This window comes from Microbacterium sp. bgisy189 (genome assembly GCF_965345345.1).
GTDB lineage: Bacteria > Actinomycetota > Actinomycetes > Actinomycetales > Microbacteriaceae > Microbacterium.
On the sequence record NZ_CBDRMZ010000001.1, the window covers coordinates 77,750 to 99,854 of the forward strand.

General features: G+C 68.2%; 25 protein-coding genes and 3 tRNA genes. 25 read left to right on the forward strand and 3 right to left on the reverse strand.

What is annotated here, in order from left to right; translation table 11 throughout:
• The first annotated feature begins 44 nt into the window (after positions 1–44).
• The 9 genes from ACSF8R_RS00405 to ACSF8R_RS00445 all read left to right on the forward strand — a co-directional run bounded on the left by ACSF8R_RS00405 (position 45) and on the right by ACSF8R_RS00445 (position 6,160).
• The gene (locus ACSF8R_RS00405) at positions 45–596 is read left to right on the forward strand and encodes a DUF402 domain-containing protein (RefSeq protein WP_434809857.1); all 552 of its coding nucleotides are present in this window, start codon (positions 45–47) and stop codon (positions 594–596) included.
• 66 nt (positions 597–662) lie between these two features.
• A complete protein-coding gene (locus ACSF8R_RS00410) occupies positions 663–1,337 on the forward strand; it encodes a class I SAM-dependent methyltransferase (RefSeq protein ID WP_434810365.1) in 675 nt (224 codons plus the stop codon).
• Positions 1,338–1,369: 32 nt separating this feature from the next.
• Positions 1,370–2,431, forward strand: coding sequence for a polyprenyl synthetase family protein (locus ACSF8R_RS00415; RefSeq protein WP_434809859.1), 1,062 nt, complete (start codon positions 1,370–1,372; stop codon positions 2,429–2,431).
• 40 nt (positions 2,432–2,471) lie between these two features.
• Complete coding sequence (locus ACSF8R_RS00420; protein WP_434809861.1) at positions 2,472–3,845, forward strand: FAD-dependent oxidoreductase; 1,374 nt, start codon at positions 2,472–2,474, stop codon at positions 3,843–3,845.
• Positions 3,846–3,886: 41 nt separating this feature from the next.
• The gene (locus ACSF8R_RS00425) at positions 3,887–4,873 is read left to right on the forward strand and encodes an alpha/beta hydrolase (protein ID WP_434809863.1); all 987 of its coding nucleotides are present in this window, start codon (positions 3,887–3,889) and stop codon (positions 4,871–4,873) included.
• A gap of 89 nt (positions 4,874–4,962) precedes the next feature.
• On the forward strand, positions 4,963–5,226 hold the full coding sequence (locus tag ACSF8R_RS00430) for a hypothetical protein (RefSeq protein WP_434809864.1): 264 nt from the start codon (positions 4,963–4,965) through the stop codon (positions 5,224–5,226).
• A 150-nt stretch (positions 5,227–5,376) separates the two neighbouring features.
• Entirely contained in the window at positions 5,377–5,541 is a 165-nt protein-coding gene (locus ACSF8R_RS00435; protein ID WP_434809865.1) for a hypothetical protein, read from the forward strand.
• An 81-nt stretch (positions 5,542–5,622) separates the two neighbouring features.
• Positions 5,623–5,937 (forward strand): TraR/DksA family transcriptional regulator, encoded by a 315-nt coding sequence (locus ACSF8R_RS00440; protein WP_434809867.1) that lies wholly within the window; start codon positions 5,623–5,625, stop codon positions 5,935–5,937.
• Complete coding sequence (locus ACSF8R_RS00445; protein WP_434809868.1) at positions 5,921–6,160, forward strand: hypothetical protein; 240 nt, start codon at positions 5,921–5,923, stop codon at positions 6,158–6,160. The genes ACSF8R_RS00440 and ACSF8R_RS00445 overlap by 17 nt, the downstream gene beginning before the upstream one ends.
• 248 nt (positions 6,161–6,408) lie before the next feature.
• Here ACSF8R_RS00445 and ACSF8R_RS00450 read toward each other — a convergent pair whose 3' ends face one another.
• Complete coding sequence (locus ACSF8R_RS00450) at positions 6,409–6,717, reverse strand: MerR family transcriptional regulator (RefSeq protein ID WP_434809869.1); 309 nt, start codon at positions 6,715–6,717, stop codon at positions 6,409–6,411.
• Between the two features lie 129 nt (positions 6,718–6,846).
• Here ACSF8R_RS00450 and ACSF8R_RS00455 point away from each other — a divergent pair, with 129 nt between their 5' ends.
• Entirely contained in the window at positions 6,847–7,284 is a 438-nt protein-coding gene (locus ACSF8R_RS00455; RefSeq protein ID WP_434809871.1) for an Hsp20/alpha crystallin family protein, read from the forward strand.
• 151 nt (positions 7,285–7,435) lie between these two features.
• Complete coding sequence (locus ACSF8R_RS00460; RefSeq protein ID WP_434809872.1) at positions 7,436–7,687, forward strand: hypothetical protein; 252 nt, start codon at positions 7,436–7,438, stop codon at positions 7,685–7,687.
• A gap of 126 nt (positions 7,688–7,813) precedes the next feature.
• Here the strand turns inward: ACSF8R_RS00460 and ACSF8R_RS00465 are convergent, their stop codons facing one another.
• Positions 7,814–8,302, reverse strand: coding sequence for a YajQ family cyclic di-GMP-binding protein (locus tag ACSF8R_RS00465; RefSeq protein ID WP_434809873.1), 489 nt, complete (start codon positions 8,300–8,302; stop codon positions 7,814–7,816).
• A gap of 49 nt (positions 8,303–8,351) precedes the next feature.
• Here ACSF8R_RS00465 and ACSF8R_RS00470 point away from each other — a divergent pair, with 49 nt between their 5' ends.
• The 4 genes from ACSF8R_RS00470 to ACSF8R_RS00485 all read left to right on the forward strand — a co-directional run bounded on the left by ACSF8R_RS00470 (position 8,352) and on the right by ACSF8R_RS00485 (position 10,351).
• On the forward strand, positions 8,352–8,660 hold the full coding sequence (locus ACSF8R_RS00470) for a hypothetical protein (protein ID WP_434809874.1): 309 nt from the start codon (positions 8,352–8,354) through the stop codon (positions 8,658–8,660).
• Between the two features lie 27 nt (positions 8,661–8,687).
• Positions 8,688–9,173, forward strand: coding sequence for an FBP domain-containing protein (locus tag ACSF8R_RS00475; RefSeq protein ID WP_434809875.1), 486 nt, complete (start codon positions 8,688–8,690; stop codon positions 9,171–9,173).
• An 86-nt stretch (positions 9,174–9,259) separates the two neighbouring features.
• Positions 9,260–9,341 (forward strand) — tRNA-Tyr (locus tag ACSF8R_RS00480).
• 101 nt (positions 9,342–9,442) lie between these two features.
• Positions 9,443–10,351: a hypothetical protein gene (locus tag ACSF8R_RS00485; RefSeq protein WP_434809876.1), complete on the forward strand. Its 909-nt coding sequence runs from the start codon at positions 9,443–9,445 to the stop codon at positions 10,349–10,351.
• A gap of 114 nt (positions 10,352–10,465) precedes the next feature.
• Here ACSF8R_RS00485 and ACSF8R_RS00490 read toward each other — a convergent pair whose 3' ends face one another.
• Positions 10,466–12,046, reverse strand: a complete 1,581-nt coding sequence (locus tag ACSF8R_RS00490) for a phytoene desaturase family protein (RefSeq protein ID WP_434809877.1) — start codon at positions 12,044–12,046, stop codon at positions 10,466–10,468.
• A 31-nt stretch (positions 12,047–12,077) separates the two neighbouring features.
• Here ACSF8R_RS00490 and ACSF8R_RS00495 point away from each other — a divergent pair, with 31 nt between their 5' ends.
• The 10 genes from ACSF8R_RS00495 to ACSF8R_RS00540 all read left to right on the forward strand — a co-directional run bounded on the left by ACSF8R_RS00495 (position 12,078) and on the right by ACSF8R_RS00540 (position 22,101).
• Entirely contained in the window at positions 12,078–12,869 is a 792-nt protein-coding gene (locus ACSF8R_RS00495) for an inositol monophosphatase family protein (protein ID WP_434809878.1), read from the forward strand.
• Positions 12,870–13,095: 226 nt separating this feature from the next.
• Entirely contained in the window at positions 13,096–14,307 is a 1,212-nt protein-coding gene (locus ACSF8R_RS00500; protein WP_434809879.1) for a peptidoglycan DD-metalloendopeptidase family protein, read from the forward strand.
• Positions 14,308–14,371: 64 nt separating this feature from the next.
• A tRNA-Thr gene (locus ACSF8R_RS00505) sits at positions 14,372–14,443 on the forward strand.
• A gap of 25 nt (positions 14,444–14,468) precedes the next feature.
• A tRNA-Met gene (locus ACSF8R_RS00510) sits at positions 14,469–14,542 on the forward strand.
• A gap of 115 nt (positions 14,543–14,657) precedes the next feature.
• Positions 14,658–16,502 (forward strand): phosphoenolpyruvate carboxykinase (GTP), encoded by a 1,845-nt coding sequence (locus ACSF8R_RS00515; protein ID WP_434809881.1) that lies wholly within the window; start codon positions 14,658–14,660, stop codon positions 16,500–16,502.
• Positions 16,503–16,575: 73 nt separating this feature from the next.
• On the forward strand, positions 16,576–18,303 hold the full coding sequence (locus ACSF8R_RS00520) for an ABC transporter ATP-binding protein (RefSeq protein WP_434809882.1): 1,728 nt from the start codon (positions 16,576–16,578) through the stop codon (positions 18,301–18,303).
• The gene (locus tag ACSF8R_RS00525) at positions 18,300–20,420 is read left to right on the forward strand and encodes an ABC transporter ATP-binding protein (RefSeq protein ID WP_434809883.1); all 2,121 of its coding nucleotides are present in this window, start codon (positions 18,300–18,302) and stop codon (positions 20,418–20,420) included. Before ACSF8R_RS00520 ends, ACSF8R_RS00525 begins: the two co-directional genes overlap by 4 nt.
• Positions 20,417–21,238, forward strand: a complete 822-nt coding sequence (locus tag ACSF8R_RS00530) for a sulfite exporter TauE/SafE family protein (RefSeq protein WP_434809885.1) — start codon at positions 20,417–20,419, stop codon at positions 21,236–21,238. The genes ACSF8R_RS00525 and ACSF8R_RS00530 overlap by 4 nt, the downstream gene beginning before the upstream one ends.
• 9 nt (positions 21,239–21,247) lie before the next feature.
• The gene (locus ACSF8R_RS00535) at positions 21,248–21,697 is read left to right on the forward strand and encodes an FAS1-like dehydratase domain-containing protein (protein ID WP_434809887.1); all 450 of its coding nucleotides are present in this window, start codon (positions 21,248–21,250) and stop codon (positions 21,695–21,697) included.
• Entirely contained in the window at positions 21,694–22,101 is a 408-nt protein-coding gene (locus tag ACSF8R_RS00540; RefSeq protein WP_434809888.1) for a MaoC family dehydratase, read from the forward strand. Before ACSF8R_RS00535 ends, ACSF8R_RS00540 begins: the two co-directional genes overlap by 4 nt.
• Positions 22,102–22,105: the final 4 nt, after the last annotated feature.

A 22,105-nucleotide genomic window follows, 5' to 3' on the forward strand; every position in this document is an offset into this window, starting at 1 on the left:
GGTGGCCGCGGCGACCGCGCCGCGCCGCGTGCCACACTCGGGGGATGGACGAGCGACCCGCACCCGGAACGCGTCTGCGGTTCGTCTGGCGCAAGTGGGACGGGTCGCCGCACTGGGTGCACGACTGCCGGTATCTCGGTGCCGACGCGCATGGTGACTGGTTCGGGCAGCATCCGGGGTGGGGGAGTGCTCGCCCCGGCCGGGAGTTCGTCGCGGAGTTCGGCAACGTCACCCTGCTCCCACCCGGTGGCACCTGGGCGCTCACGATGAACGCGCCGCCGCATCCCACCCGCGTCTACATCGACCTCGCCTGGGATGCCGGATGGCGCGACGGCGTACCCGGCGGCATCGACATGGACCTGGATGTCGTCGACCACGCCGGCCGCGGCATTTGGATCGACGACGTCGACGAATGGGAGGAGCACAGTGTCGCGTACGGATACCCGCCATCGGTGATGGCGCGGCTCGAAGCGACCGCCGATGAACTGCTTCGCGCGGTCACCGCGCACGAGCCGCCCTTCGATGCGCGCACCGCCCGCCATTGGCTCTCGGTGCTCGACCGACCCGCCGAGTACCCGGGTCCCTCGGTGACCTAGGCTCGAACCGTGACTGCAGAGCCGAACCGCGCCGATCTCGGCAAGGACCCCTCCCGCGTGAGCGGCATGTTCGATGAGGTCGCCGCAGGCTACGACCGCACCAACACGGTGCTCAGTCTCGGCAACGACAAGCTGTGGCGCATCGCGACCACGAGGGCGATCGACCCGAGGCCGGGGCAGCGCATCCTCGATCTCGCGGCAGGCACGGGCGCCAGTTCGGTCTCGCTCGCCCGCGGCGGCGCCGACGTCGTCGCGGCCGACTTCTCGCGGGGCATGATCGCCGAGGGGCGTCGTCGGCACGGCGGCATCCCGAATCTCTCGTTCGAGCAGGCCGACGCGACGGCCCTTCCGTTCGACGACGACGAGTTCGACGCGGTGACCATCTCGTTCGGGTTGCGGAATGTCATCGAGCCCAAGGTCGCGCTGGCAGAGATGCTGCGGGTGACCGCGCCCGGTGGGCGGGTCGTCATCTGCGAGTTCTCACACCCGCCGTCGCGTGCGTTCGCCGCGCTCTACGGCTTCTACAACAACCGCGTCCTGCCCGTCGTGGCGCGCGCCTTCAGCTCGAACGCCGTGGCGTACGACTACCTGAACGAGTCGATCCGGGACTGGCCCGACCAGCGCACGTTGGCAGGGTGGATGCGCGAGGCAGGATGGTCGGATGTCGCACACCGCAACCTGTCGGGCGGCATCGTCGCACTGCACCGGGGAACCAAGCCCGGCGCAGTGACCGGCCGCTGACCGTCGTCGGCGCGGCCCGGTAGGCTGGAAGGGTGACTCCGAGCCCTTCCGCGCCCGGCTCGCAGCTTGCGGGCCGCATCGGCATGACCGAGCGCATCCTCGCGGGCCCGAAGCAGCGCAAGCTCCTGCGAACCGTCGAAGACGGACTCGAACGCGTCGAAGCGGCGCTCGCGGTGGAGCTCAGGGTGACCGATGCCCTCGCCGACGCAACCACCCGCTACCTGTACGAGGCCGGCGGCAAGCGACTGCGACCCATGCTCGCGATCCTCACGGCACAACTCGGCAACGGCACCACCGATCACGTCATCTCGGGCGCCGCGGCCTTGGAGATCACTCATCTCGGCTCGCTGTACCACGACGACGTCATGGACGGTGCCGACACCCGCCGCGGCGTGCCCAGCGCACACGCCGTCTGGGGCAACAACGTCGCGATCCTCACGGGCGACCTGCTCTTCTCCCGCGCCAGCCAGCTCATGGCCCAGATCGGGGAGCGCGCGATCCGTCTGCAGGCCGACACCTTCGAGCGGCTCGTGCTCGGCCAGATGCACGAGACGCTCGGCGCGCAGGCCGGCGATGACCCGGTCGACTTCTACATCCAGGTGCTCGCCGATAAGACCGGCTCGCTGATCGCGGCCGCAGCGCAGGTCGGCGTCCTCTTCTCGGACGCGCCGGCTGCGTACGAGCAGGCGGTGCTGGACTTCGGCGAGAAGGTGGGTGTCGCCTTCCAACTGCTCGATGACGTCATCGACCTGTCAGCCGACGCCGAAGAGACCGGCAAAGTGCCCGGCACCGATCTGCGTGCCGGTGTGCCGACCATGCCGTACCTGCTGCTCGGCCGCGCCGATGACCCCGCGTCACGCTCGCTGAAGGCGACGATCGACGACGGTGTCGCCCGCATCGCCGACGGTGCGGATCCGGCGATCCTCGACGAGCCGCTCGGGCGCCTGCGAGAGCACGGTGCCACGGAGGCGACACGGCGACTGGCCGTCGAGTGGTCGGAAGCGGCCGTTGCCGCGCTCGAGGCACTGCCCGACGGGCCGGTCCGCGAGGCGCTCACCCGGTTCGCCCAGGTCGTCGTCGACCGTTCCCACTGACCCGCGCGACGCTCGTCCCGCGCCCTTCGGAAGGACTCCAATGACCAAGCTCAGGCTGGCCATCGTCGGCGCGGGACCCGCCGGCATCTACGCGGCCGACATCCTGTTGAAGGCGGAGCGCAAGTTCGATGTGTCGATCGACCTGTTCGACCACCTTCCGGCGCCCTACGGGCTGGTACGGTACGGTGTCGCCCCAGACCACCCGCGCATCAAGGGCATCATCAACGCGCTGCGCGAAGTGCTGGACCGGGGTGATATCCGCATCTTCGGCAACGTGCACTTCGGAACCGACATCACGCTCGACGACCTCAAGCGGCACTACAACGCCGTCATCTTCGCCACCGGGGCGGTCCGCGACGCCGACCTCGACATTCCGGGCATCGAGGCGAACGGTTCGTACGGTGCGGCCGACTTCGTGAGTTGGTACGACGGGCACCCCGACTACCCTCGCGAATGGCCGCTCGATGCCGAGTCGGTCGCCGTCATCGGCAACGGCAATGTCGCGCTCGATGTGGCGCGCGTGCTCGCCAAGCACGCCGATGACCTGCTGCCCACCGAGATCCCCGCGAACGTGTACGAAGGTCTGAAGGCGTCGCCGGTCACCGATGTGCACGTGTTCGGCCGCCGCGGCCCCGCCCAGGTTAAGTTCACCCCCCTCGAGCTGCGAGAACTCGGCGAACTGCGCGACGTCGACATGGTCGTCTACGACGAGGACTTCGACTACGACGAGGCCTCGAAGGCGGCGATCGCCTCGAACAAGCAGGTCATGGTGATCGACCGCGTGCTGCAGTCCTGGCGGCAGCGCCCCAGCGTGAACAACGCGGGTGGTGAGGCCTCACGCCGACTCCACCTGCACTTCTACGCCAAGCCTGTCGAAGTGCAGAAGGATGCCGAGGGCAACGTCTCGTCGTTCGTCTATGAGCGCACGCGACCCGACGGCGAGGGTGGTGTGGAGGGCACCGGTGAGCTGCGGACGGTCCAGATCGGTCAGCTCTACCGGGCCGTGGGGTACTTCGGCTCACCGTTGGAAGGTGTGCCATTCGACAAGAAGCACGGCGTCATCCCGAACCACGAGGGTCAGGTGCTGCGCAAGAGTTCGAACGAGCGTGTGCCCGGCGTGTACGCGACCGGGTGGATCAAGCGCGGTCCCGTGGGGCTGATCGGCCACACGAAGTCTGATGCGATGGAGACGGTCCGGCACCTGATCAACGATCAGGGGTCGTGGTGGAGCCCGGAGGATCCCTCCGAGGCGGCAGTCGTCGAACTGCTCGCCAGCCGGGGTGTCGCGTGGACTGACCTCGAAGGCTGGCACCGACTCGACGAGCACGAGATCGCGCTCGGTGCACCGCACGATCGTGCCCGAGTCAAGGTCGTCGAACGCGACGAGATGGTCTCGATCTCGCGCGGCGAGTAGCTCCGGAGCGCCGCGTCCGCCCCACCGCGTACGCTGACGGCATGGTCTGGTCGCCCGACATCCTGGGAGCCGGGTTCGAGCAGGTGACGCTCGAACTCGACGGCGCCAAGCCCGCGGGGGCGGTCGCGACCCTCGTGCGCCGGATGCCGTCGTTCACCGCCGCGCTCACCGGAGCGTTGCGTGATGTCGACGTGCTGTACGTGCACGGCTGGTCGGACTACTTCTTCCAAACCGAACTGGCCCGCTTCTGGACCCGTCTTGGTGCGCGCTTCCATGCGGTCGATCTGCGCGGGTACGGTCGGAGCCTGCGCGACGGGCAGACACCGGGGTACGTCGCCGACCTCGACGAGTACGACCTCGACATCGGTGCAGCACTCGTCGCGATGGGTCACGATCCTGCGGTGCGCGGCGGTCGTCGGCGCAAGCTCGTGCTGATGGGTCATTCGACCGGCGGTCTGACGCTCACGCTCTGGACGTCACGGCATCCGGGCGTCGCCGACGCGCTGGTGCTCAACAGTCCGTGGCTCGAACTGCAGGTGGGTGGCCTCGCGCGCCAAGCGCTCGCGCCGCTCGTCCAATGGCGGGCCGCGGTTGATCCGTTGGGGACGCACCCCGAGGTCGACCTCGGGTTCTACACCCGGGCGCAGACCGAGATCGGCGCACTGCCAGTGCCCGAGTACCGTGCGGCGTGGCGGCCCGAGCGTGGCTTTCCGACGCATCCCGGCTGGCTGGCGGCGATCGTGCGCGGCCACGCCCGGATCGCTGCGGGTGTGGATGTCGGGTGCCCGACGCTCGTCATGCTGTCGACCCGCACCACGACGCCCGTGCAGTGGAACGAGGCCATGACGCGTTCTGACTCCGTGCTCGTCGTCGACGACATCGCGAAGGCGGCGACCCGCATCGGACGGGCCGTGACGATCGTGCGGATCACCGACGGCATCCACGACCTGTTCCTGTCGCGCCCGGAGCCGCGTGCGGACGCGTACGCGCAGCTCGAGCGCTGGCTGCGCCGCGGCGCGCTGCGCTGACCCGTCGGGTCCGCTGCTTGTTCGCGGGGAGGGTTGCGTCACCGGGCTGCGCGATCAGGGGTTCATGGACATCAGCGAAGGACGCCGACATGGCAGCCAGATGGATCGAGCTGTTGACCGGACCGCTCGAACAGCAGAAGCAGAAGCAGCCGGCGCTCGAAGAGGTCTTCCTGGCGCGCGTCGAGCGGGGGTGCCGCGGGCTCCCCGCGCTGAGGAGCCCGCGTCGTTCGTCAACCGGACGCGCCCTTGCGCGGCTTGATGAACGCTCGGGATTGCGCGCTCGCGCGCTTCTCGGCGCGCTTCTGCTTCGGCGACGACTGCGCCACTTTTTTGGCGTCGCGCGCACGCGGTGACCTGCCTGACATGATGCCTCACTTCCCCTGATTGGCTGGCGGGTGAACCCCCGACCATAGCCGCCTTCCAGAGAATGTCAACTCGCGACCCCCTTGCACAAAAAAATCCGCTGACTTGCCTTTTTTTGCAACCGGGCTATGGTGATGACCATGACCACGAACACCTGTCGCCACCGTACGGAGCGTCTCATCGACGCCTCCGTCGTGACGGCAGTGGCCGACGTCGCTGGCGCACGCCACGAGGTGCTCCCGCCCCGGCAGAGCGTCGCGGGTGGCTTGTCCACGCCGCTCGCCTGGGGCGCCGCGCCTCCGTGAGACTGGTTCCGTCGAACCGGTCGAACCGGACACCCCATCGCGTCGCACCTGCGGCGCGATTTTGTTTATCCAGGAGGATTCATGACCATCGAAACGCCCGACACCGTCCCGATCGCTGCACTGCAGCGCGAGCTCGAGCGGCAGCTCGACGAGCGGCTGTTGGCGATACAGGAACTCCAGCCGTTCGCTGCGCCAAGCGTCGACCCGGTCGCCTACCAGGCCACGGCATCCCACCGCCTCGCCGTCGACCAGATCACCGCGGCGCTCAACCGTATCTCTGCCGGCACGTACGGACGCTGCGTCCGGTGTGGGAACCAGATCGCGCCCGCGCGACTCGAGGTGCTGCCGTCCGCGGCCGCCTGCATCGAATGTCAGAGCCATGCTGAAGCCGCATAGTCGCAAGCCGGTCGCCATCCCGTCTTTCAAGCCGATCACCGCCCGGCTGTTGTCAGGTGCCGGCGAGATCATGCGCCTGCGAGGTACCCGCCGTGACACCCACCGCCGACTCGCGCACGACGGCTCGGAGTCGCCGCCCGGCCCCCCAAGCGGCTCCGCCCTGCCCGGCCAGACCCCGAGCACGTTCCGCGGCACGACCGCGCGCTTCATCGCGTACGGCTGACGATGCCGTCTCAGCGAGCGCGAGCGAAGATGCGGCACGCGAACAGATGGTTGACGCGTGGTTCCGCTGGATGGGACAACGCAAGCGCGTCGCGCTCGTCACGGCCTCGAACGACGAAGCGGATGCGGTCAACCAAAGCATCCAGCAACGTCGCATCGACATCGGGCAGCTCTCGACTCGCAAGATCGCACTCGGTCGCGCGTGCCCCTGGCGTTCCCCGTCGCAGTGGAGTCGCGACTGCGTGCGCGTCATTCGCCGTTCGTACTCTTAGAGGCGGCAATGATCGCTCGGAGGGCGTGGTTGTCGTCTTCGAGCTGGATGATCTGGCGTGCTCCGGCGAGGTTGACGCCTTCCGCGAGGAGGCGAACGACGCGCCGAAGCACGTCGACGTCGGCGTCGCTGTATCGCCGTGTCCCGCCCGCGCTGCGGGCTGGGTCGACGAGTCCGCGGGACTCATACAAGCGGAGGGTTTGAATGCCCACGCCCACCAGCTCCGCGGCGATCGCGATGCTATACACCCCCCGCGTCCGGCCCGGGTCTCGATCCGGTTCCGACATCACCGCTCACCTCCGACGTTCACTGAGAACAGTACTTGCATTGCTGTCCAAGTTGAGGTACAAAATCTACTGCATTCGATATAGATCGTCGAATGTCGACCAGTACATGTGAACAGGAGGAGATCCGAAATGCTGCTGCAACACGACCCGTTCCGCGACCTCGACCGCCTCACACAGCAGGTCTTCGGAACCGTCAGCCGCCCGTCGAGCATGCCGCTTGACGCGTGGCGCGAGGGCGACCAGTTCGTCGTCGAACTCGACCTGCCCGGCATCGAGCCGGACAAGCTCGACATCGATGTGGAACGCAACGTCCTCACCATCCGAGCCGAACGCCTGAGCCGGATGCCGGATGCCGCGAACTCCGTCGCCGCCGAACGCACCTGGGGTGTTTTCAGCCGACAGCTCGTTCTCGGGGACTCGCTCGATACTGAGCACGTCGATGCCGACTACACCGCCGGGGTGCTGCGCCTGCGCATCCCGATCGCTGAGCGCGCCAAGCCGCGCAAGATCGGCATCACCAGCGGCGACAAGATCGTCCAGCAGGAGAACCGCAGCATCGACGCGTGACCGCGTCCGCGATCGCAGGCGACCTCGCCGCGATCATGGCCGCCTCCGCAGCAAGGACCACGCGTGAGGGGTCTCGTCCGCACGACGGGAGAGACCCCTCACCGCGCGGCACACGCGACCTCAGAAACCCACAAGAGAAGGAGGATCCGACATGGACGCGCCGGAACGCCTCGCCGCACGACTCCTTCACGCGATTGTCGCCGACGACGTCGACGCCGTCAGCGACCTCGTCGTAGAAATCGAAGACAGCGCCTACGCCGGGCTCGTCGCGACAGGCCTGGCGCAGTCATACATCAACGAGCTGCTCAAGACCACCCGACGCGAACCACTTCTGCGCGCGCTCGAGGCACGAATCCTCGCACTGACCGACATCGCCGAGCAGGCGAACAGCAGCCCGGAATGATGACCAGCCTCGCACCCGCAATGGGCGTCTCGAATGCGCCGAGGATTCCTGGTAGCACGTCAGAAAACCTCGCTACGCCTGATCAGCGAAGGCGTCGGTGATGAACGTCTCAACGCCCGACTAGGCCTACCGGTAGTTGACGAACTGCAGATCGACGTCGAGGTCGGCGGCCTTGAGCAGACGCTGCACCTCTTGCAGGTCGTCGCGCGACTTCGACTGCACGCGCAGCTCGTCGCCCTGGATCTGCGACTTGACCGACTTCGGGCCCTCGTCGCGGATGATCTTGCCGATCTTCTTGGCGTTCTCCTGCGAGATGCCTTCCTTCAGCGTCGAGACGATGCGGTATTCCTTGCCGCTGGCGTGCGGGTCGCCCGAGTCGAGCGACTTCAGCGAGATGCCGCGCTTGATGAGCTTCGACTGGAACACGTCGAGCACGGCCTTCGCGCGCTCTTCGCTGTTCGCCTTGATGAGGATCGCCTCGCCGCTCCACTCGACCGACGCATCGGTGCCCTTGAAGTCGTAGCGCTGCTCGACCTCCTTGCGCGCCTGGTTGAGCGCGTTGTCCGCCTCCTGGCGGTCGATCTTGGAGACGATGTCGAACGAAGAGTCAGCCATGCCGAGGAGTCTACCGAGCCGCGTCCCGGCCGGGTCGTAGGGTGTGGGCATGACAACGCCCCCCGTGTCCGTGACTGCGCAGCGCGCCTGGGGCGTCGTCGCCGTCATCGTCGCGTGCCTCAGCATCGTGCCGGGCATCGCCGTGCTCGCGCTGACCGCGACGGTCGACGAGAACTTCGTGTGGTTCCTGTTCGCCGCGCTGCCGATCGCGATCCTCGGCGGGGCACTGGCCGCTGTGCTCGGCATCGTCGGGCTCGTCATCGCGTTCACGCGCAAGGCCGGCTACGTATGGCCGATCGTCGGCACCGTGCTGGGGCTCATCGTCGCCATTGCGCTGTTCATCTGGGCGAGCGGCTGACCGCGCCCGGTTTCGTAGACTGACCGCATGCAGGCCCTCACCGAACACGAGGTGCGGGCGGTGCTCGTCAACGCATCGGACGACGAGCGGGACCGACTCGCGCTGCCATTGGACTTTCCTCTCGTCGAGTGGGACCACCTCGACTTCTTCGCGTGGCGCGATCCTCGCACGCGTGGTCGCGGCTACCTCGTCGCCGAACTCGACGGCGCCGCGACCGGCATCGTGCTGCGCGCCGGTGGCGGTTCGTCGCATGCGCACCCGGCGATGTGCAACCTCTGCCACACGATGCAGCCGGGCGATCAGGTTGCGCTGTTCACGGCGCGCAGAGCCGGGGATGCCGGAGACCGAGGCGACAGCGTCGGCACGTACATCTGCGCAGACCTGTCGTGCCACGAGAACGTGCGGCTCGCGGCGCCGCTCGCGCCGGGCGAGATCCGGGCGAGCGTGGACCGTCGCATCGACGGCACGAAACACCGGATCGAGGCGTTCGTGGAGCGCATCGCCGAGCCGTGACGGGCATGGTTTTCGCACTGCTGAACGTGCGGCTAAGATAGGTACTCGCGCCTCCGGTCGACTGCACAAGCCGGGCGGGTGCGCCTGGCGAGTTACCCAAGTGGCCAAAGGGATCTGACTGTAAATCAGCCGTCTTCGACTTCGGGGGTTCGAATCCCTCACTCGCCACCGATTGTGAAGGGCTCCGCGAATGCGGGGCCCTTCGTCGTTCCGCGCTGTCTCCGTGCCAGGATGGTCGCAGCGGCGACGCCGCGGGGGAGGAACAGGCAATGAGTGAACCGATCACCAGTCCGTCATCGTCGAAGCTGCTGCGCGCGGCCATCTGGGTCGCGATCGGCGCGCTGATCGCGGCGGCGGTCGTCTGCGTCGTGTGGGTGCTGATCGGGGATGCCGACGGCATGATCGGCAAGGCGTTCCTCACGATCCTCTTGCTCGCCGCGTTCGCGGGGATCTCGATCCTCGAGGCCAGCCTGGCATCGCGCCGACCTGCATGGCTGGCGCTTGCGAGCATGACGTCGTGGGTCGTGATCCTGCTGCTCGGCGCGTTCCTCATCTGGATGCCGTACGACGGTTTCATGGGCGGCTTCGACCGGTTCTCGAAGTTCTTCTTCATGGTCGTGATCGTCCAACTTGCCCTGTTGCACGTGTGGCTGTTCACGAAGGCGTACCTGCGCCACCAGACGACCTTCACGAGCATCGTCACGTATGTGACCATCGCCCTCGTCGTGATCCTCGTCGTGCTGCTCGTCCTGCCGCTCATGCTCGACGAGTACACCGACTTCGGCGACCTGTACTGGCGCATCGTGGTCGCCCTCGCGATCCTCGCCGCCGTCGGCACGGCACTCGTGCCGCTCGTCAATGCGCTCTTCGCGCCGCGCACGCCCAAGCCCGTCGCCCAGGCCGTGCCGCAGCCCGGGCCGGTCGCCTGGCCCACCTACGCCGACGGACGTACCCCGCTGCCGGTCATGCCCGACGGCGCGCCCGACTGGAACGCCTACTACACCGGCCAGCCGACCTTCCCGCAGGGCGCTCCGCAGGCGGCGCCCGCACCGGCCGCGATCGAACAGCCGTCGGTGCCTGCCGCTCCGCCGCTGCCCGATCCCGTCCAGCCGCCCGCCGCACCCGACGCGCAGCCCGGATACCAGAGCTATCCGCCGCCGCCCGCGCCGCCGCGCTGAGCGGCGAGCCCACACAGCTGATGCGAGCCCACACGATTCTGCGTCCGGAATCGTGTGGGCTCGCGAATAGTGCGAGGGCTCGCGAACCTGGGGCTGAGGGGTCGCGAGTGACGGTCAGCGCGCGAGGATTTCGCGCGCGGCCATCGCCGCGTTGTGGCCCCCGATGCCGCTGACGGCACCGCCGCGGCGCGCGCCCGACCCGCACACCAGGATGCGAGGGTGCGCGGTGGCGACGCCCCAGCGTTGCGCGGGCGTCTCGAGCGCCTCATCGTCACCGGCCCACGGCCACGACAGCGACCCGTGGAAGATGTCGCCGCCGCGCATGGCCAGCGACTCCTCGAGGTCTGCCGTGGTCCTCGCTTCGATGCACGGGCTGCCGTCGGGCGCTTCATAGAGCACATCGGAGATCGGCTCCGCGAGCACGGCGTCGAGTGAGCGCTGCGCCGCGGTGAGGAGGTCGTCGCGAACGCGGTCGCGGTCCACGCCCGTTGTGAGCCGGTGCGGCACCTGCAGACCGAACAGGGTCAGTGTGTGGGCGCCTTCTTCTCGCAGCCGAGGCGAGAGGATGCTCGGGTCGGTGAGGGAGTGGCAGTAGATCTCGGCGGGGAGCGGATCGGGGATGCCACCGCCTGCGGCCGTGGCATGCGCGGCGTCGAGCTGCGTGAGCGTCTCGTTGATGTGGAACGTGCCGGCGAACGCCGCTTCGGGCGCGACCGACTCATCACGCAGCCGGGGGAGTCGCCGCAACAGCATGTTCACCTTCACCTGCGCGCCCTCGGGGCGTTCGGCGCCGAGGGCATCGCCGCCGCCCGCGGCAAGCAGGTCGTCGAGCACGGCGGGGCCGACGCCGGCGAGCACGAGGCGGGCAGGGATCACCTCCCCGCTGTCGAGTGTCACCTCGCCGTCGGGGGTGATGGCGGAGACGGTGACGCCGGTGCGAAGGTCGGCGCCGGCATCCCGAGCGGCCCGCTCGAGCGCGCCGCTCACCTGCCCCATGCCGCCGACGGGCACGTCCCAGTCGCCGGTGCCGCCGCCGATCACGTGATAGAGGAAGCAGCGGTTCTGCCGCAGCGACACGTCGTCGGCCGTTGCGAAGGTGCCGATCAGTCCGTCGGTGAGGGCGATGCCGCGGGCGATGTCCGTCTCGAGCGAGTCGCGCAGCAACGTGCCGAGCGGGGTTTCGACGACACTTCGCCACAGGTCGTCGTCCGCAGTCAGGGCACGGACGTCGCCTGCACGACGCAGCGGTTCGGTGACGGTGGGGAACAACGTGCGCGACAGCGGCAGCATCCGCTGCGAGAACGCGGCGAATCGGGCCGCCTCGTCTGCATCCCCGGTCGTGCGCAGGAACGATGCGGCGGTCGCCGACGCGTCGCCGTTGTCGACCAGGATGCCGCGTGCCGGGTCGTGCGGGTCGGGCGTGTACGACGAATAGCGTCGGCGGCGAAGCTCCAGTGAGATGCCGAGGTCATCGAGGATGCGGCGGGGGAGCAGGCTCACCAGGTAGGAATAGCGCGACAGTCGCGCATCGACGCCTGCCCAGGGGCGCTCCGACACGGCCGCCCCGCCGACGTGGTCCAATCGCTCCAGCACGACGGTGCTGAGCCCCGAGCGGGCGAGGTAGGCGGCGGCGACGAGGGCGTTGTGGCCTCCGCCGACGATGACGACGTCGTGGATGGGTGGGGCGGCGCTCATGGCACCACGGTAGTGCGCGTAGCGTGGAGGCATGGTGGATGCCCCCGACCTGTTGCCGCTCGCTCTCGAGATCGCTCGTGAGGCAGGTGCGCTCGCCCGCCGCAGGCGATCGGAGGGGGTGTCGATCGCCGCGACGAAGTCGACGATCGCCGACATCGTCACCGAGGCTGATCGCGAGGTCGAGCAGCTCGTGCGCGACCGTCTGGCCGCAGCGCGCCCGGGTGACGGTTTCCTCGGCGAGGAGTCCGACGCCGCGCGCAGTGAGACCGGCGTGACGTGGGTCGTCGACCCGATCGACGGCACCGTGAACTACGCCTACGGCATCCCCCATTACGCAGTGAGCATCGCCGCCGTCACCGGTGAGCCCGACGCCCGCTCGTGGCGCGCCGAAGTCGGCGTCGTGCACAATCCGGCGACCGGCGAGCTGTTTCACGCGACGCGCGGCGGCGGCGCGTGGCTCGGCGAGCAGCGCCTCGCGGTGAGCGAACCGGGCCCCGCCGGCGCGCTCGTGGCGACCGGATTCGGCTACGACCCTGCGACCCGCGCGGGCGATCTCGACCGTGTGACCCGCGCGTTCGAGTTGGCGCGCGACATCCGTCGTGCAGGGGCCGCCTCACTCGATCTCGCGTTCGTCGCGGCCGGCCGGCTCGACGCGTACTTCGAGCGGGGGCTGTACCCGTGGGATCACGCCGCCGGCGGCCTGCTCGTCCTCGAAGCGGGCGGGCGCATGGGTGGTCAGCCCGACGGGGCGCCCGGGCGGACGATGACGCTCGCGGCCGCGCCTGAACTGTTCGAGCGACTCGCCGCGGTCATATATCGGTGAGTCGTCCATGGCATTCCCAGGCGGATGCCGATAGTGTTTACCCGATCGTTACCTTTGCCGGCCCGACGGTGAAGTGATCGAAGCCCCCGATGAAGCCCATCCGAGACCCCCGCTCGGCTGAACGACGAGAGCCTGCCCTTTGACCCTCGCCCCCCGACCGGCTGACGCCGCGCCCACGCGCCGCTCCAGCCGTCTCGCTGCCACTGCGCCCGTCGCGCAGGCTGCGATGACGCGCGCGGAATGGCGTCGGCAGCAGGCGGGTGCGCAGGTCGAGACGACGGCATCCGTTGTCGATGCCCCCGTCGTCGAGGCCCAGAACGAGGCATCGCCCGCGGTCGAAACGCCGATCGTCGACGCGACCGCACAGGCCGCCGTCATCGCGACCGTCATCGCCTCAGCCGGCACTCACGGTGACGTGACCGCACAGGTCCCCGCACGTCCCCTCCGACGCCGGGCTCGCACCATCGCGACGCCCGGCGATTCTGTGCCCGCTCCCGCCGCGCAGGAACTGGCGCACGACGAGCCCGTCCTCGAACCCGTCGTCGTGCCGGCGACGTTCGCCGGACAGTCCGAATGCAGCGTCGACGAGTTCGAGCGCGCCGCACGGCTCTTCTCCTTCACGGGTGAGGTTCCGGTCCGCACGGCCGCGAGCGCACCGACCGAGTTCGTTCCCGCCGTGCACCTGGCGCCGCGCCGTCGCATCTCGGGGCGCGCGATCGCCGGCCGCATCACCGCGGCATCCTTCTCGATCGGCGTCATGGGTGTGGTCGGGCTGCTCGCCTTCGGCACCGCAGGACCCGCCGCGCTCGCTGCGTCGTCGGCATCCACCGACATCCGCGCCGTCGGCACCGCCGCGACCGAAGAAGAAGCCGACATCCAGGCGTACGTCACCGCGTCGGACACCGAGGCGCTCGCGCTCAACCGCACCGACACCTACAACGTCGCCTCGCTCGCCGACCTCGCCGCAGAAGCCGGCGTGACGCAGTTCGCGAACACCTGGGTGAACAACCCGAACGCCGACGTGCAGTGGCCCTTCGAGGTCGGCGTGCCGATCTCGGCCGCCTACGGCTCGTCGAGCTACCTCGCGACGTTCGCGTCGGCACACAACGGCGTCGACCTCACGCCCGGCGCCGGCGCCGAGATCCATGCGATCGCCGACGGCACCGTCCGCATCGCGACGGAGGCCGGCGGCGACTACGGCGTCAACGTCATGATCGACCACGTCATCGACGGCGAGATCGTCTCGACCCGGTACGCGCACATGCAGTACGGCTCGCTGAACGTCGCGCCCGGCGACACCGTGAGCGTCGGCGACGTGCTCGGAACGGTCGGCGCGACCGGCAAGGTGACCGGTGCGCACCTGCACTTCGAGGTGCTGCTCGGTGGCACCACCCGGGTCGACCCGATGGCGTGGATGTTCGAGCACGCGGGGAGCTGACCTCGATTCGTCGGGACGCCGCGTGGGTGGTATTCTCGATGAGTTGTCCGCACGCGGGCAGCACGCCCCGATAGCTCAGTGGCAGAGCACTTCCATGGTAAGGAAGGGGTCGTCAGTTCAATCCTGACTCGGGGCTCGCACACCACCTTCGGGTGCGTCGCGGCAGGGTAGCTCAGTTGGTGAGAGCGCACGACTCATAATCGTGAGGTCGCGGGTTCAAGCCCCGCTCCTGCTACAGATGAGAACCCCCGATTTATCGGGGGTTTTGTCGTTCGCCGCCCGCGACGGGCGATGGTTCGCATCGACGCGCAACCCTGGCGCCCGGCGCCGTCAGCGGGCATGCTCGGGCTATGAGCACACCGGTGTGGATCACGAACGAAGCACTCATCGCCTGGGTGGAGGAGATGGCCGAGCTGTGTACGCCGGCCGACATCCACTGGTGCGACGGGTCGGATGAAGAGTACGAGGCGATGTGCGAGGAGCTCGTCCAGGCCGGCACGTTCATCCGCCTCAATCCCGACAAGCGCCCGAACAGCTTCCTCGCACGCAGTGATGCGAGCGACGTCGCCCGCGTCGAGGAGCGCACCTTCATCTGCTCGCGCAGCGAGGAGGATGCCGGACCCACCAACAACTGGATGGACCCGCGCGAGATGCGCGGCATCCTCCGCGACCTGTTCGCCGGCTGCATGACCGGCCGCACGATGTACGTCGTCCCGTTCAGCATGGGGCCGCTCGGATCGCCGATCGCGCGCCTCGGCGTGCAGTTGACCGATTCGCCGTACGCCGTCGTGAGCATGAAGATCATGACGCGCATGGGCAAGGGCGCAGCCGAGGTCCTCGGCGCCGATGGCGACTTCGTGCCGTGCATGCATACGGTGGGAGCCCCGCTCGCGCTCGGCCAGCAGGATGTCGCGTGGCCGTGCAACCCCGACGAGAAGTACATCGTCCACTTTCCCGAGACCCGGGAGATCTGGTCGTACGGCTCCGGCTATGGCGGCAACGCGCTGCTGGGCAAGAAGTGCCTCGCGCTGCGGATCGCGTCGTCGATGGCGCGGGATGAGGGCTGGCTCGCCGAGCACATGCTCATCCTCGGGGTGACCGACCCGGAGGGGGAGAAGACCTACGTCGCCGCCGCGTTCCCGAGCGCCTGCGGCAAGACGAACTTCGCGATGCTGGTGCCGCCGCCGGCGTTCTCCGACAAGGGCTGGAAGGTCACCACGGTCGGCGACGACATCGCCTGGATCAAACCGGGCGATGACGGCAAGCTGTACGCCATCAACCCCGAATCCGGGTACTTCGGGGTCGCCCCCGGCACCTCCAACGCCACCAATCCGGCGGCCATGGCATCCGTGCGCAGCGACACGATCTTCACCAATGTCGCCCTCACCGACGACGGCGACGTGTGGTGGGAGGGGATGGACGGTGAGACACCGGCGCACCTGATCGACTGGCAGGGCAATGACTGGACGCCGGAATCCGGCACGAAGGCGGCCCACCCGAACTCCCGGTTCACCTCGCCGGCGACCCTCAACCCCGCCCTCGACGAGTCGTGGGACGACCCGGCCGGCGTCCCCATTCGCGCGTTCGTGTTCGGCGGGCGCCGAGCCGGCACCATTCCCTTGATCACGCAGAGCTTCAACTGGGCCTACGGCGTGTACATGGCGGCGACGATGGGCTCCGAGACGACCGCCGCGGCATTCGGTACGCAGGGTGTCGTACGCCGCGACCCGTTCGCGATGCTGCCGTTCGCGGGCTACAACATGGGCGACTACATCAACCACTGGCTCTCGTTCGGTCGGAAGGTGCCCAACCCGCCGCGCATCTTCCAGGTGAACTGGTTCCGCCGCGACGAGGACGGCACGTTCCTCTGGCCCGGCTTCGGCGAGAACATGCGAGTGCTGCAGTGGATCGTGGGCCGCGCCCGCGGCAAGGCGCACGCCGTCGAGAGCCCGCTGGGCTGGATGCCCCGCTACGAAGACTTGAACTGGGAAGGGCTGGACTTCTCGGATGCCGACTTCTTCACCTGCATGGCCATCAACCGCCGCGACTGGACGGCGGAGCTGCTGGAGGCCGAAGAGCTGTTCATGAAGCTCTACAACCGGCTGCCCAAGGAGATGGAGATGATCCGGTCGCTGACCACCAGCGCGCTGTGGCGTTCGCCGAAGATGTGGGAGATGGCCTCCGATCCGACCTGATGCGGCGAACCCGATGTCGGAGGTCCGGGGCTAGGATGAAACGTTCCTCCGTCGCCGTCTGGGAAGCTCGCGCATGCTCGGAAAACTCCTCGTCCGCTATCTGCGGCAGTACAAGCTGTTGCTCGCGGGCGTGCTGATCTTCCAGTTCGCCTCGGCGATGGCCTCGCTGTACCTGCCCCGACTGAACGCGGACATCATCGACAAGGGCGTCACCAACGGTGACACCGCCTACATCTGGTCGAACGGTGTGCTCATGCTCGGCATCGCCCTCGGCCAGATCGTCGCCTCGATCATCGCGACCTACTTCGCGGCGCGTGCGGCCATGAGCGTCGGTCGCGACATCCGCCGCGACGTCTTCCAGAAGGTGAGCGGCTTCAGCGAACGTGAGGTGTCGCGCTTCGGCCCCGGCACCCTCATCACGCGCAACACCAACGACGTGCAGCAGGTGCAGATGCTCGCGATGATGGGCGCCACGATGCTCGTCACCGCGCCCCTGCTGGCGATCGGCGGCATCATCATGGCGGTCCAGCAGGACGTCGGCTTGAGCTGGCTCATCGCCGTCTCGGTGCCGGTGCTGCTCGTGATCGCCGTGCTCATCATCAGCCGCATGGTGCCGCTGTTCCGCGCGTATCAGACCAAGCTCGACAACGTGAACCGCATCATGCGGGAACAGCTCACCGGCGTGCGCGTCGTGCGCGCGTTCGTACGTGAGCGCATCGAAGAAGACCGCTTCCGCGTCGCCAACACCGACATCATGGTCGTCGGCCGCAAGGTCGGTTCGCTGTTCGTGATCATGTTCCCGCTCGCGATGCTCGTGCTCAACGTGACCGTCGTCGGCGTGATCTGGTTCGGCGGCATCCAGGTCGATGCCGGCAACGTCGAGATCGGCACCCTGTTCGCCTTCATGCAGTACGTCGGTCAGATCCTCATGGGTGTGCTCATGGCGACGTTCATGACGATCATGATCCCGCGTGCCGCCGTGTCGGCCGACCGCATCGGCGAAGTGCTCGACAGTGATGACCGACTCGAGCGCCCGGCGCAGCCGATCACCGAGTTCACCGCTCCAGGCACCGTCGAGTTCGATGACGTCACCTTCACCTATCCCGGGGCCGACGTGCCGGTGCTGCAGGGCATCAGCTTCCGCGCCGCGCCCGGCGAGACCGTCGCGATCGTCGGCTCGACCGGGTCGGGCAAGTCAACGCTCGTCTCGCTGATCCCGCGCCTGTTCGACGCGACGGCGGGCGCTGTGCGCGTCGCCGGCGTCGACGTGCGTGAAGCCGATCTCGACCGGCTCTGGCAGGGCATCGGCTACGTGCCGCAGAAGGCGTTCCTGTTCACCGGCACCGTCGCCAGCAACCTTCGCTTCGGCAAGGAGGATGCGAGCGACGAAGAGCTCTGGCACGCCCTCGAGATCGCGCAGGGCAGGGAGTTCGTCGCCGAAATGGCCGGTGGCCTGGACGCGCGCATCGCGCAGGGCGGCACGAACGTCTCGGGCGGTCAGCGGCAGCGACTCTCGATCGCGCGGGCCGTCGTGCGACGCCCCGACGTGCTCGTGTTCGACGACTCGTTCTCTGCCCTCGACCTGACGACGGATGCCAGGCTGCGACAGGCGCTGTGGCGTGAGATGCCCGACATCACGAAGATCGTCGTCGCGCAGCGCATCTCGACGGTGACCGATGCGGACCGCATCGTCGTGCTCGAAGACGGCCGCATGGTCGGCCTCGGCACCCACGAAGAGCTGCTCGAGACCAGCGAGACCTACCGCGAGATCGTCGAATCGCAGCTCGGAGTTGACGCATGAGCGCCGGGGAGAACGTGAACACGACCGAGACCCTCAGCGAAGACGAGAAGCTCGAGCTCGAACTCGCCGAGCAGGCGCGCCTGAACTCGGGCGATTGGGACAGTGTGGCACCGGGCAAGGCGTCGCAGTTCGGCCCCAGCTTCAAGCGCATGATCGGACTGCTGCGTCCGTCGGCGGCCGCGTTCGTCTTCGTGTCGATCCTCGGCGCCATCGGCGTCGTGCTCGCCGTCATCGCGCCGAAGGTGCTCGGTGCCGCCACCGACGTGATCTTCCAGGGGGTCTTCTCGACTGCGCTCGCCGACCAGTTCCCGGCGGGCACCTCGCAGGCCGATGTCGTCGCGGCGCTCGAGGCGGCCGGGCAGGGCGAGATGGCCAACATGGTCGGCGCCATGCAGAACTTCGAGGTCGGCGCCGGCGTCGACTTCGAACAGCTCAAGTGGATCGTCGTGGGCGTGCTGGCGATCTACGTCGGCTCCGCCATCCTCACCTGGCTGCAGGGCTTCGTCATCAACATCATCATGGTGCGCACGATGTGGCGTCTGCGTGAGGACGTCGAGGCGAAGATCAACCGTCTGCCGCTGTCGTACTTCGACAAGGTGCAACGCGGTGAGCTCATTTCGCGCGTCACGAACGACATCGACAACATCACCCAGACGATGCAGCAGTCGCTGTCGACGGCGATCACCAACGTGCTCACCGTCGTCGGCGTGCTCACGATGATGTTCTCCATCTCGTGGCAGCTCGCGCTCGTCTCGCTCGTCGCCCTGCCGCTCATGGGCGTCATCTTCGGCATCATCGGACCTCGCTCGCAGAAGGCCTTCGCGACGCAGTGGCGCAAGGTCGGGCGCCTCAACGCGCGTGTCGAGGAGTCCTTCTCCGGCCACGCGCTCGTGCGCGTGTACGGTCGCGAGGCCGACAGCCGCGAGAAGTTCCAAGAAGAGAACGAAGAGCTCTACCAGGCCGCGTTCAAGGCGCAGTTCCTCTCCGGCATGATCATGCCGGGCATGATGTTCATCGGCAGCCTCACCTACGTCGGCATCGCCGTCCTCGGTGGGCTCATGGTCGCAGCGGGGCAGCTGAGCCTCGGCAGCGTGCAGGCGTTCATCCAGTACTCGCAGCAGTTCACCCAGCCCCTGTCCGAGCTGGGCGGCATGGCCGCGGTCGTGCAGTCCGGCACCGCCTCGGCAGAGCGCGTGTTCGAACTGCTCGACGAGGACGAGCAAGACGCCGACGACGCAGACGGCCCCGAACTCGTCCCCGGCCCCGGTGTCATCGAGTTCGAGCACGTCTCGTTCGCCTACAGCCCCGACAAGCCGCTCATCCGCGACCTGTCGTTCCGCGTCGAGCCGGGTCAGACGGTCGCGATCGTCGGTCCGACCGGTGCCGGAAAGACCACGCTCGTCAACCTGCTGATGCGCTTCTACGAGCTCGACGGCGGGCGCATCCTGCTCGACGGGCAGGACATCGCCCAGCTCACGCGTGACGACGTGCGCTCACGCACCGGCATGGTGCTGCAGGACCCGTGGCTGTTCGCGGGCAGCATCCGCGAGAACATCCGCTACGGTCGCCAGTCCGCAACAGACGAAGAGGTCGCAGAGGCTGCTGTCGCCACCCGCGTCGACAAGTTCGTGCACTCGCTTCCTGAGGGCTATGACACGGTCCTCGACGAGGATGCGGCGAACGTGTCTGCGGGTGAGAAGCAGCTCATCACGATCGCGCGCGCGTTCGTTGCGCAGCCCGCGGTGCTCATCCTCGACGAGGCGACGAGCTCGGTCGACACCCGCACCGAGCTGCTGCTGCAGCACGCCATGTCGGCGCTGCGCGAAGGGCGAACCTCCTTCGTGATCGCGCACCGGCTGTCGACCATCCGCGACGCCGACCTCATCCTCGTGATGGAGCACGGTGACATCGTCGAGCAGGGCAACCACGACGAGCTCATCGCGCAACAGGGCGCCTACTGGCGGCTGTACCAGTCCCAGTTCGAGCATGCGATCGACGCGCAAGACGAGCCTGTCCTCGACCACGCTGACGAGTCCGCCGAGTCGGTGACTGACGAACTGTCAGGCGAGCAGACCGCCGCATCGGCAGCACCGGCGCCGAAGGTGCCGGAAGCGTGAGTCCGCTCGCGGGTGAGGGGTCCGATGTGCGCGAGCGCACGCCCCGGTTCATCATCACGTGCCTGGCCGTGGGCCTGGCGGCGGGACTGTTGTCGGGCCTGTTCGGCGTCGGCGGCGGCACGGTCATCGTTCCACTGCTCGTGCTCATCCTCGGCTTCGACCAGCGACTGGCCTCAGGCACGTCGCTGGCCGCGATCGTGCCGACTGCGAGCGTCGGCGTCGTCTCGTACGCGCTCAGCGACTCGGTCGCGTGGATTCCGGCGCTCGTCCTCGCCGCGGGGGCTGTCGTGGGAGCCCAGATCGGCACGTGGCTGCTCGCACGCCTCCCGCAGAACGCCCTGCGCTGGGGCTTCATCGGCTTCCTCGCCGTCGTCGTCATCATGCTCTTCATCGTCATCCCGTCGCGAGACGCGGGACTCGACATCGACGTGTGGTCGGGCGTCGGGCTGGTCGTGCTCGGTGTGATCACCGGCATCCTGTCGGGTCTGCTCGGCGTGGGTGGCGGCATCATCGTCGTTCCGGCGCTGATCCTGCTGTTCGGCACGAGCGACGTGATCGCGAAGGGCACCTCGCTGCTCATGATGATCCCGACGGCCATCTCGGGCACGATCGGCAACATCCGACGCAAGAACGTGGATCTGCCGGCCGCTGCGCTCATCGGCGTCGCGGCATGCACGACGACTGCGCTCGGCGCATGGATCGCACTGCACCTCGACCCGTTCGCCGCGAACCTGCTGTTCGCCGGCTTCCTCGTTTTCATCGCGACGCAGATGGCCGTCAAGGCGTGGAAGGGTCGGGGCGGCCGGTCGGCTCGGTAGGATCGGGGGGTGTCTGTGAACCCTGAGCTGGTGGGACGCGAGTTCCCGCCCACCGCCCCGTATCTCGTCGGACGAGAGAAGGTGCGCGAGTTCGCCCGCGCCGTCTTCGCGACCGACCCCCAGCACGAAGACACGACGGCAGCGCAGGCGCTCGGCTACGCCGACGTCGTCGCGCCGCCGACCTTCGCGATTGTCGTGCAAGATCTGACGCTGCAGCAGCTGCTGAACCTTCCGGACTCCGGCATCGTCCTCGAGCGCACCGTGCACGCCGAGCAGCGATTCCGGTACACGCGCCCCATCGTCGCCGGTGACGCACTCACCGCGAAGTTGTCGGTGACCGGGGTGCGACCTTTCGGAAAGGGCGCCATGGTCACGAGCGAATCCGAGATCACCGACGACACCGGTGCCCACGTCGTCACCGCCATCTCGGTGCTGCTGGTCGGAGGTGAAGACGCATGAGCGACCTCGAAGTCGGTGCAGTCGTCGCCGAGCGCACCATCCATCTCACGCGAGAGTCCCTCGTGCGCTACGCGGGTGCCTCCGGCGATTTCAACCCGATCCACTACCGCGACGACGTCGCAGCACGAGTCGGCCTTCCGGGTGTCCTCGCGCACGGCATGCTCACGATGGGACTCGCCGTCGAGACGATCGTCGAATGGCTCGGTGACTCGGGTCGCATCCTCGAGTACGGCGTGCGCTTCACCCGCCCCGTCGTCGTCGATGCAGAGGGCGGCGCCGACGTCACCGTGGCCGCGAAGATCGGGGCGCTCGACGACGAAACGGTGCGCGTCGACCTGACGGTCAGTCACGGTGAGACGGTCGTGCTCGGCAAAGCCCAGGTGCGCGTGCGCCGGGCCGCCTGAACGC

Coding starts and splice junctions, on each gene's coding strand:
- ACSF8R_RS00405 (WP_434809857.1), top strand. CDS start 45: ATGGACGAGCGACCCGCACCCGGAACGCGTCTGCGGTTCGTCTGGCGC.
- ACSF8R_RS00410 (WP_434810365.1), top strand. CDS start 663: ATGTTCGATGAGGTCGCCGCAGGCTACGACCGCACCAACACGGTGCTC.
- ACSF8R_RS00420 (WP_434809861.1), top strand. CDS start 2,472: ATGACCAAGCTCAGGCTGGCCATCGTCGGCGCGGGACCCGCCGGCATC.
- ACSF8R_RS00425 (WP_434809863.1), top strand. CDS start 3,887: ATGGTCTGGTCGCCCGACATCCTGGGAGCCGGGTTCGAGCAGGTGACG.
- ACSF8R_RS00430 (WP_434809864.1), top strand. CDS start 4,963: ATGGCAGCCAGATGGATCGAGCTGTTGACCGGACCGCTCGAACAGCAG.
- ACSF8R_RS00435 (WP_434809865.1), top strand. CDS start 5,377: ATGACCACGAACACCTGTCGCCACCGTACGGAGCGTCTCATCGACGCC.
- ACSF8R_RS00440 (WP_434809867.1), top strand. CDS start 5,623: ATGACCATCGAAACGCCCGACACCGTCCCGATCGCTGCACTGCAGCGC.
- ACSF8R_RS00445 (WP_434809868.1), top strand. CDS start 5,921: ATGCTGAAGCCGCATAGTCGCAAGCCGGTCGCCATCCCGTCTTTCAAG.
- ACSF8R_RS00450 (WP_434809869.1), bottom strand. CDS start 6,717: ATGTCGGAACCGGATCGAGACCCGGGCCGGACGCGGGGGGTGTATAGC.
- ACSF8R_RS00455 (WP_434809871.1), top strand. CDS start 6,847: ATGCTGCTGCAACACGACCCGTTCCGCGACCTCGACCGCCTCACACAG.
- ACSF8R_RS00460 (WP_434809872.1), top strand. CDS start 7,436: ATGGACGCGCCGGAACGCCTCGCCGCACGACTCCTTCACGCGATTGTC.
- ACSF8R_RS00465 (WP_434809873.1), bottom strand. CDS start 8,302: ATGGCTGACTCTTCGTTCGACATCGTCTCCAAGATCGACCGCCAGGAG.
- ACSF8R_RS00470 (WP_434809874.1), top strand. CDS start 8,352: ATGACAACGCCCCCCGTGTCCGTGACTGCGCAGCGCGCCTGGGGCGTC.
- ACSF8R_RS00475 (WP_434809875.1), top strand. CDS start 8,688: ATGCAGGCCCTCACCGAACACGAGGTGCGGGCGGTGCTCGTCAACGCA.
- ACSF8R_RS00485 (WP_434809876.1), top strand. CDS start 9,443: ATGAGTGAACCGATCACCAGTCCGTCATCGTCGAAGCTGCTGCGCGCG.
- ACSF8R_RS00490 (WP_434809877.1), bottom strand. CDS start 12,046: ATGAGCGCCGCCCCACCCATCCACGACGTCGTCATCGTCGGCGGAGGC.
- ACSF8R_RS00495 (WP_434809878.1), top strand. CDS start 12,078: ATGGTGGATGCCCCCGACCTGTTGCCGCTCGCTCTCGAGATCGCTCGT.
- ACSF8R_RS00500 (WP_434809879.1), top strand. CDS start 13,096: ATGACGCGCGCGGAATGGCGTCGGCAGCAGGCGGGTGCGCAGGTCGAG.
- ACSF8R_RS00515 (WP_434809881.1), top strand. CDS start 14,658: ATGAGCACACCGGTGTGGATCACGAACGAAGCACTCATCGCCTGGGTG.
- ACSF8R_RS00520 (WP_434809882.1), top strand. CDS start 16,576: ATGCTCGGAAAACTCCTCGTCCGCTATCTGCGGCAGTACAAGCTGTTG.
- ACSF8R_RS00525 (WP_434809883.1), top strand. CDS start 18,300: ATGAGCGCCGGGGAGAACGTGAACACGACCGAGACCCTCAGCGAAGAC.
- ACSF8R_RS00540 (WP_434809888.1), top strand. CDS start 21,694: ATGAGCGACCTCGAAGTCGGTGCAGTCGTCGCCGAGCGCACCATCCAT.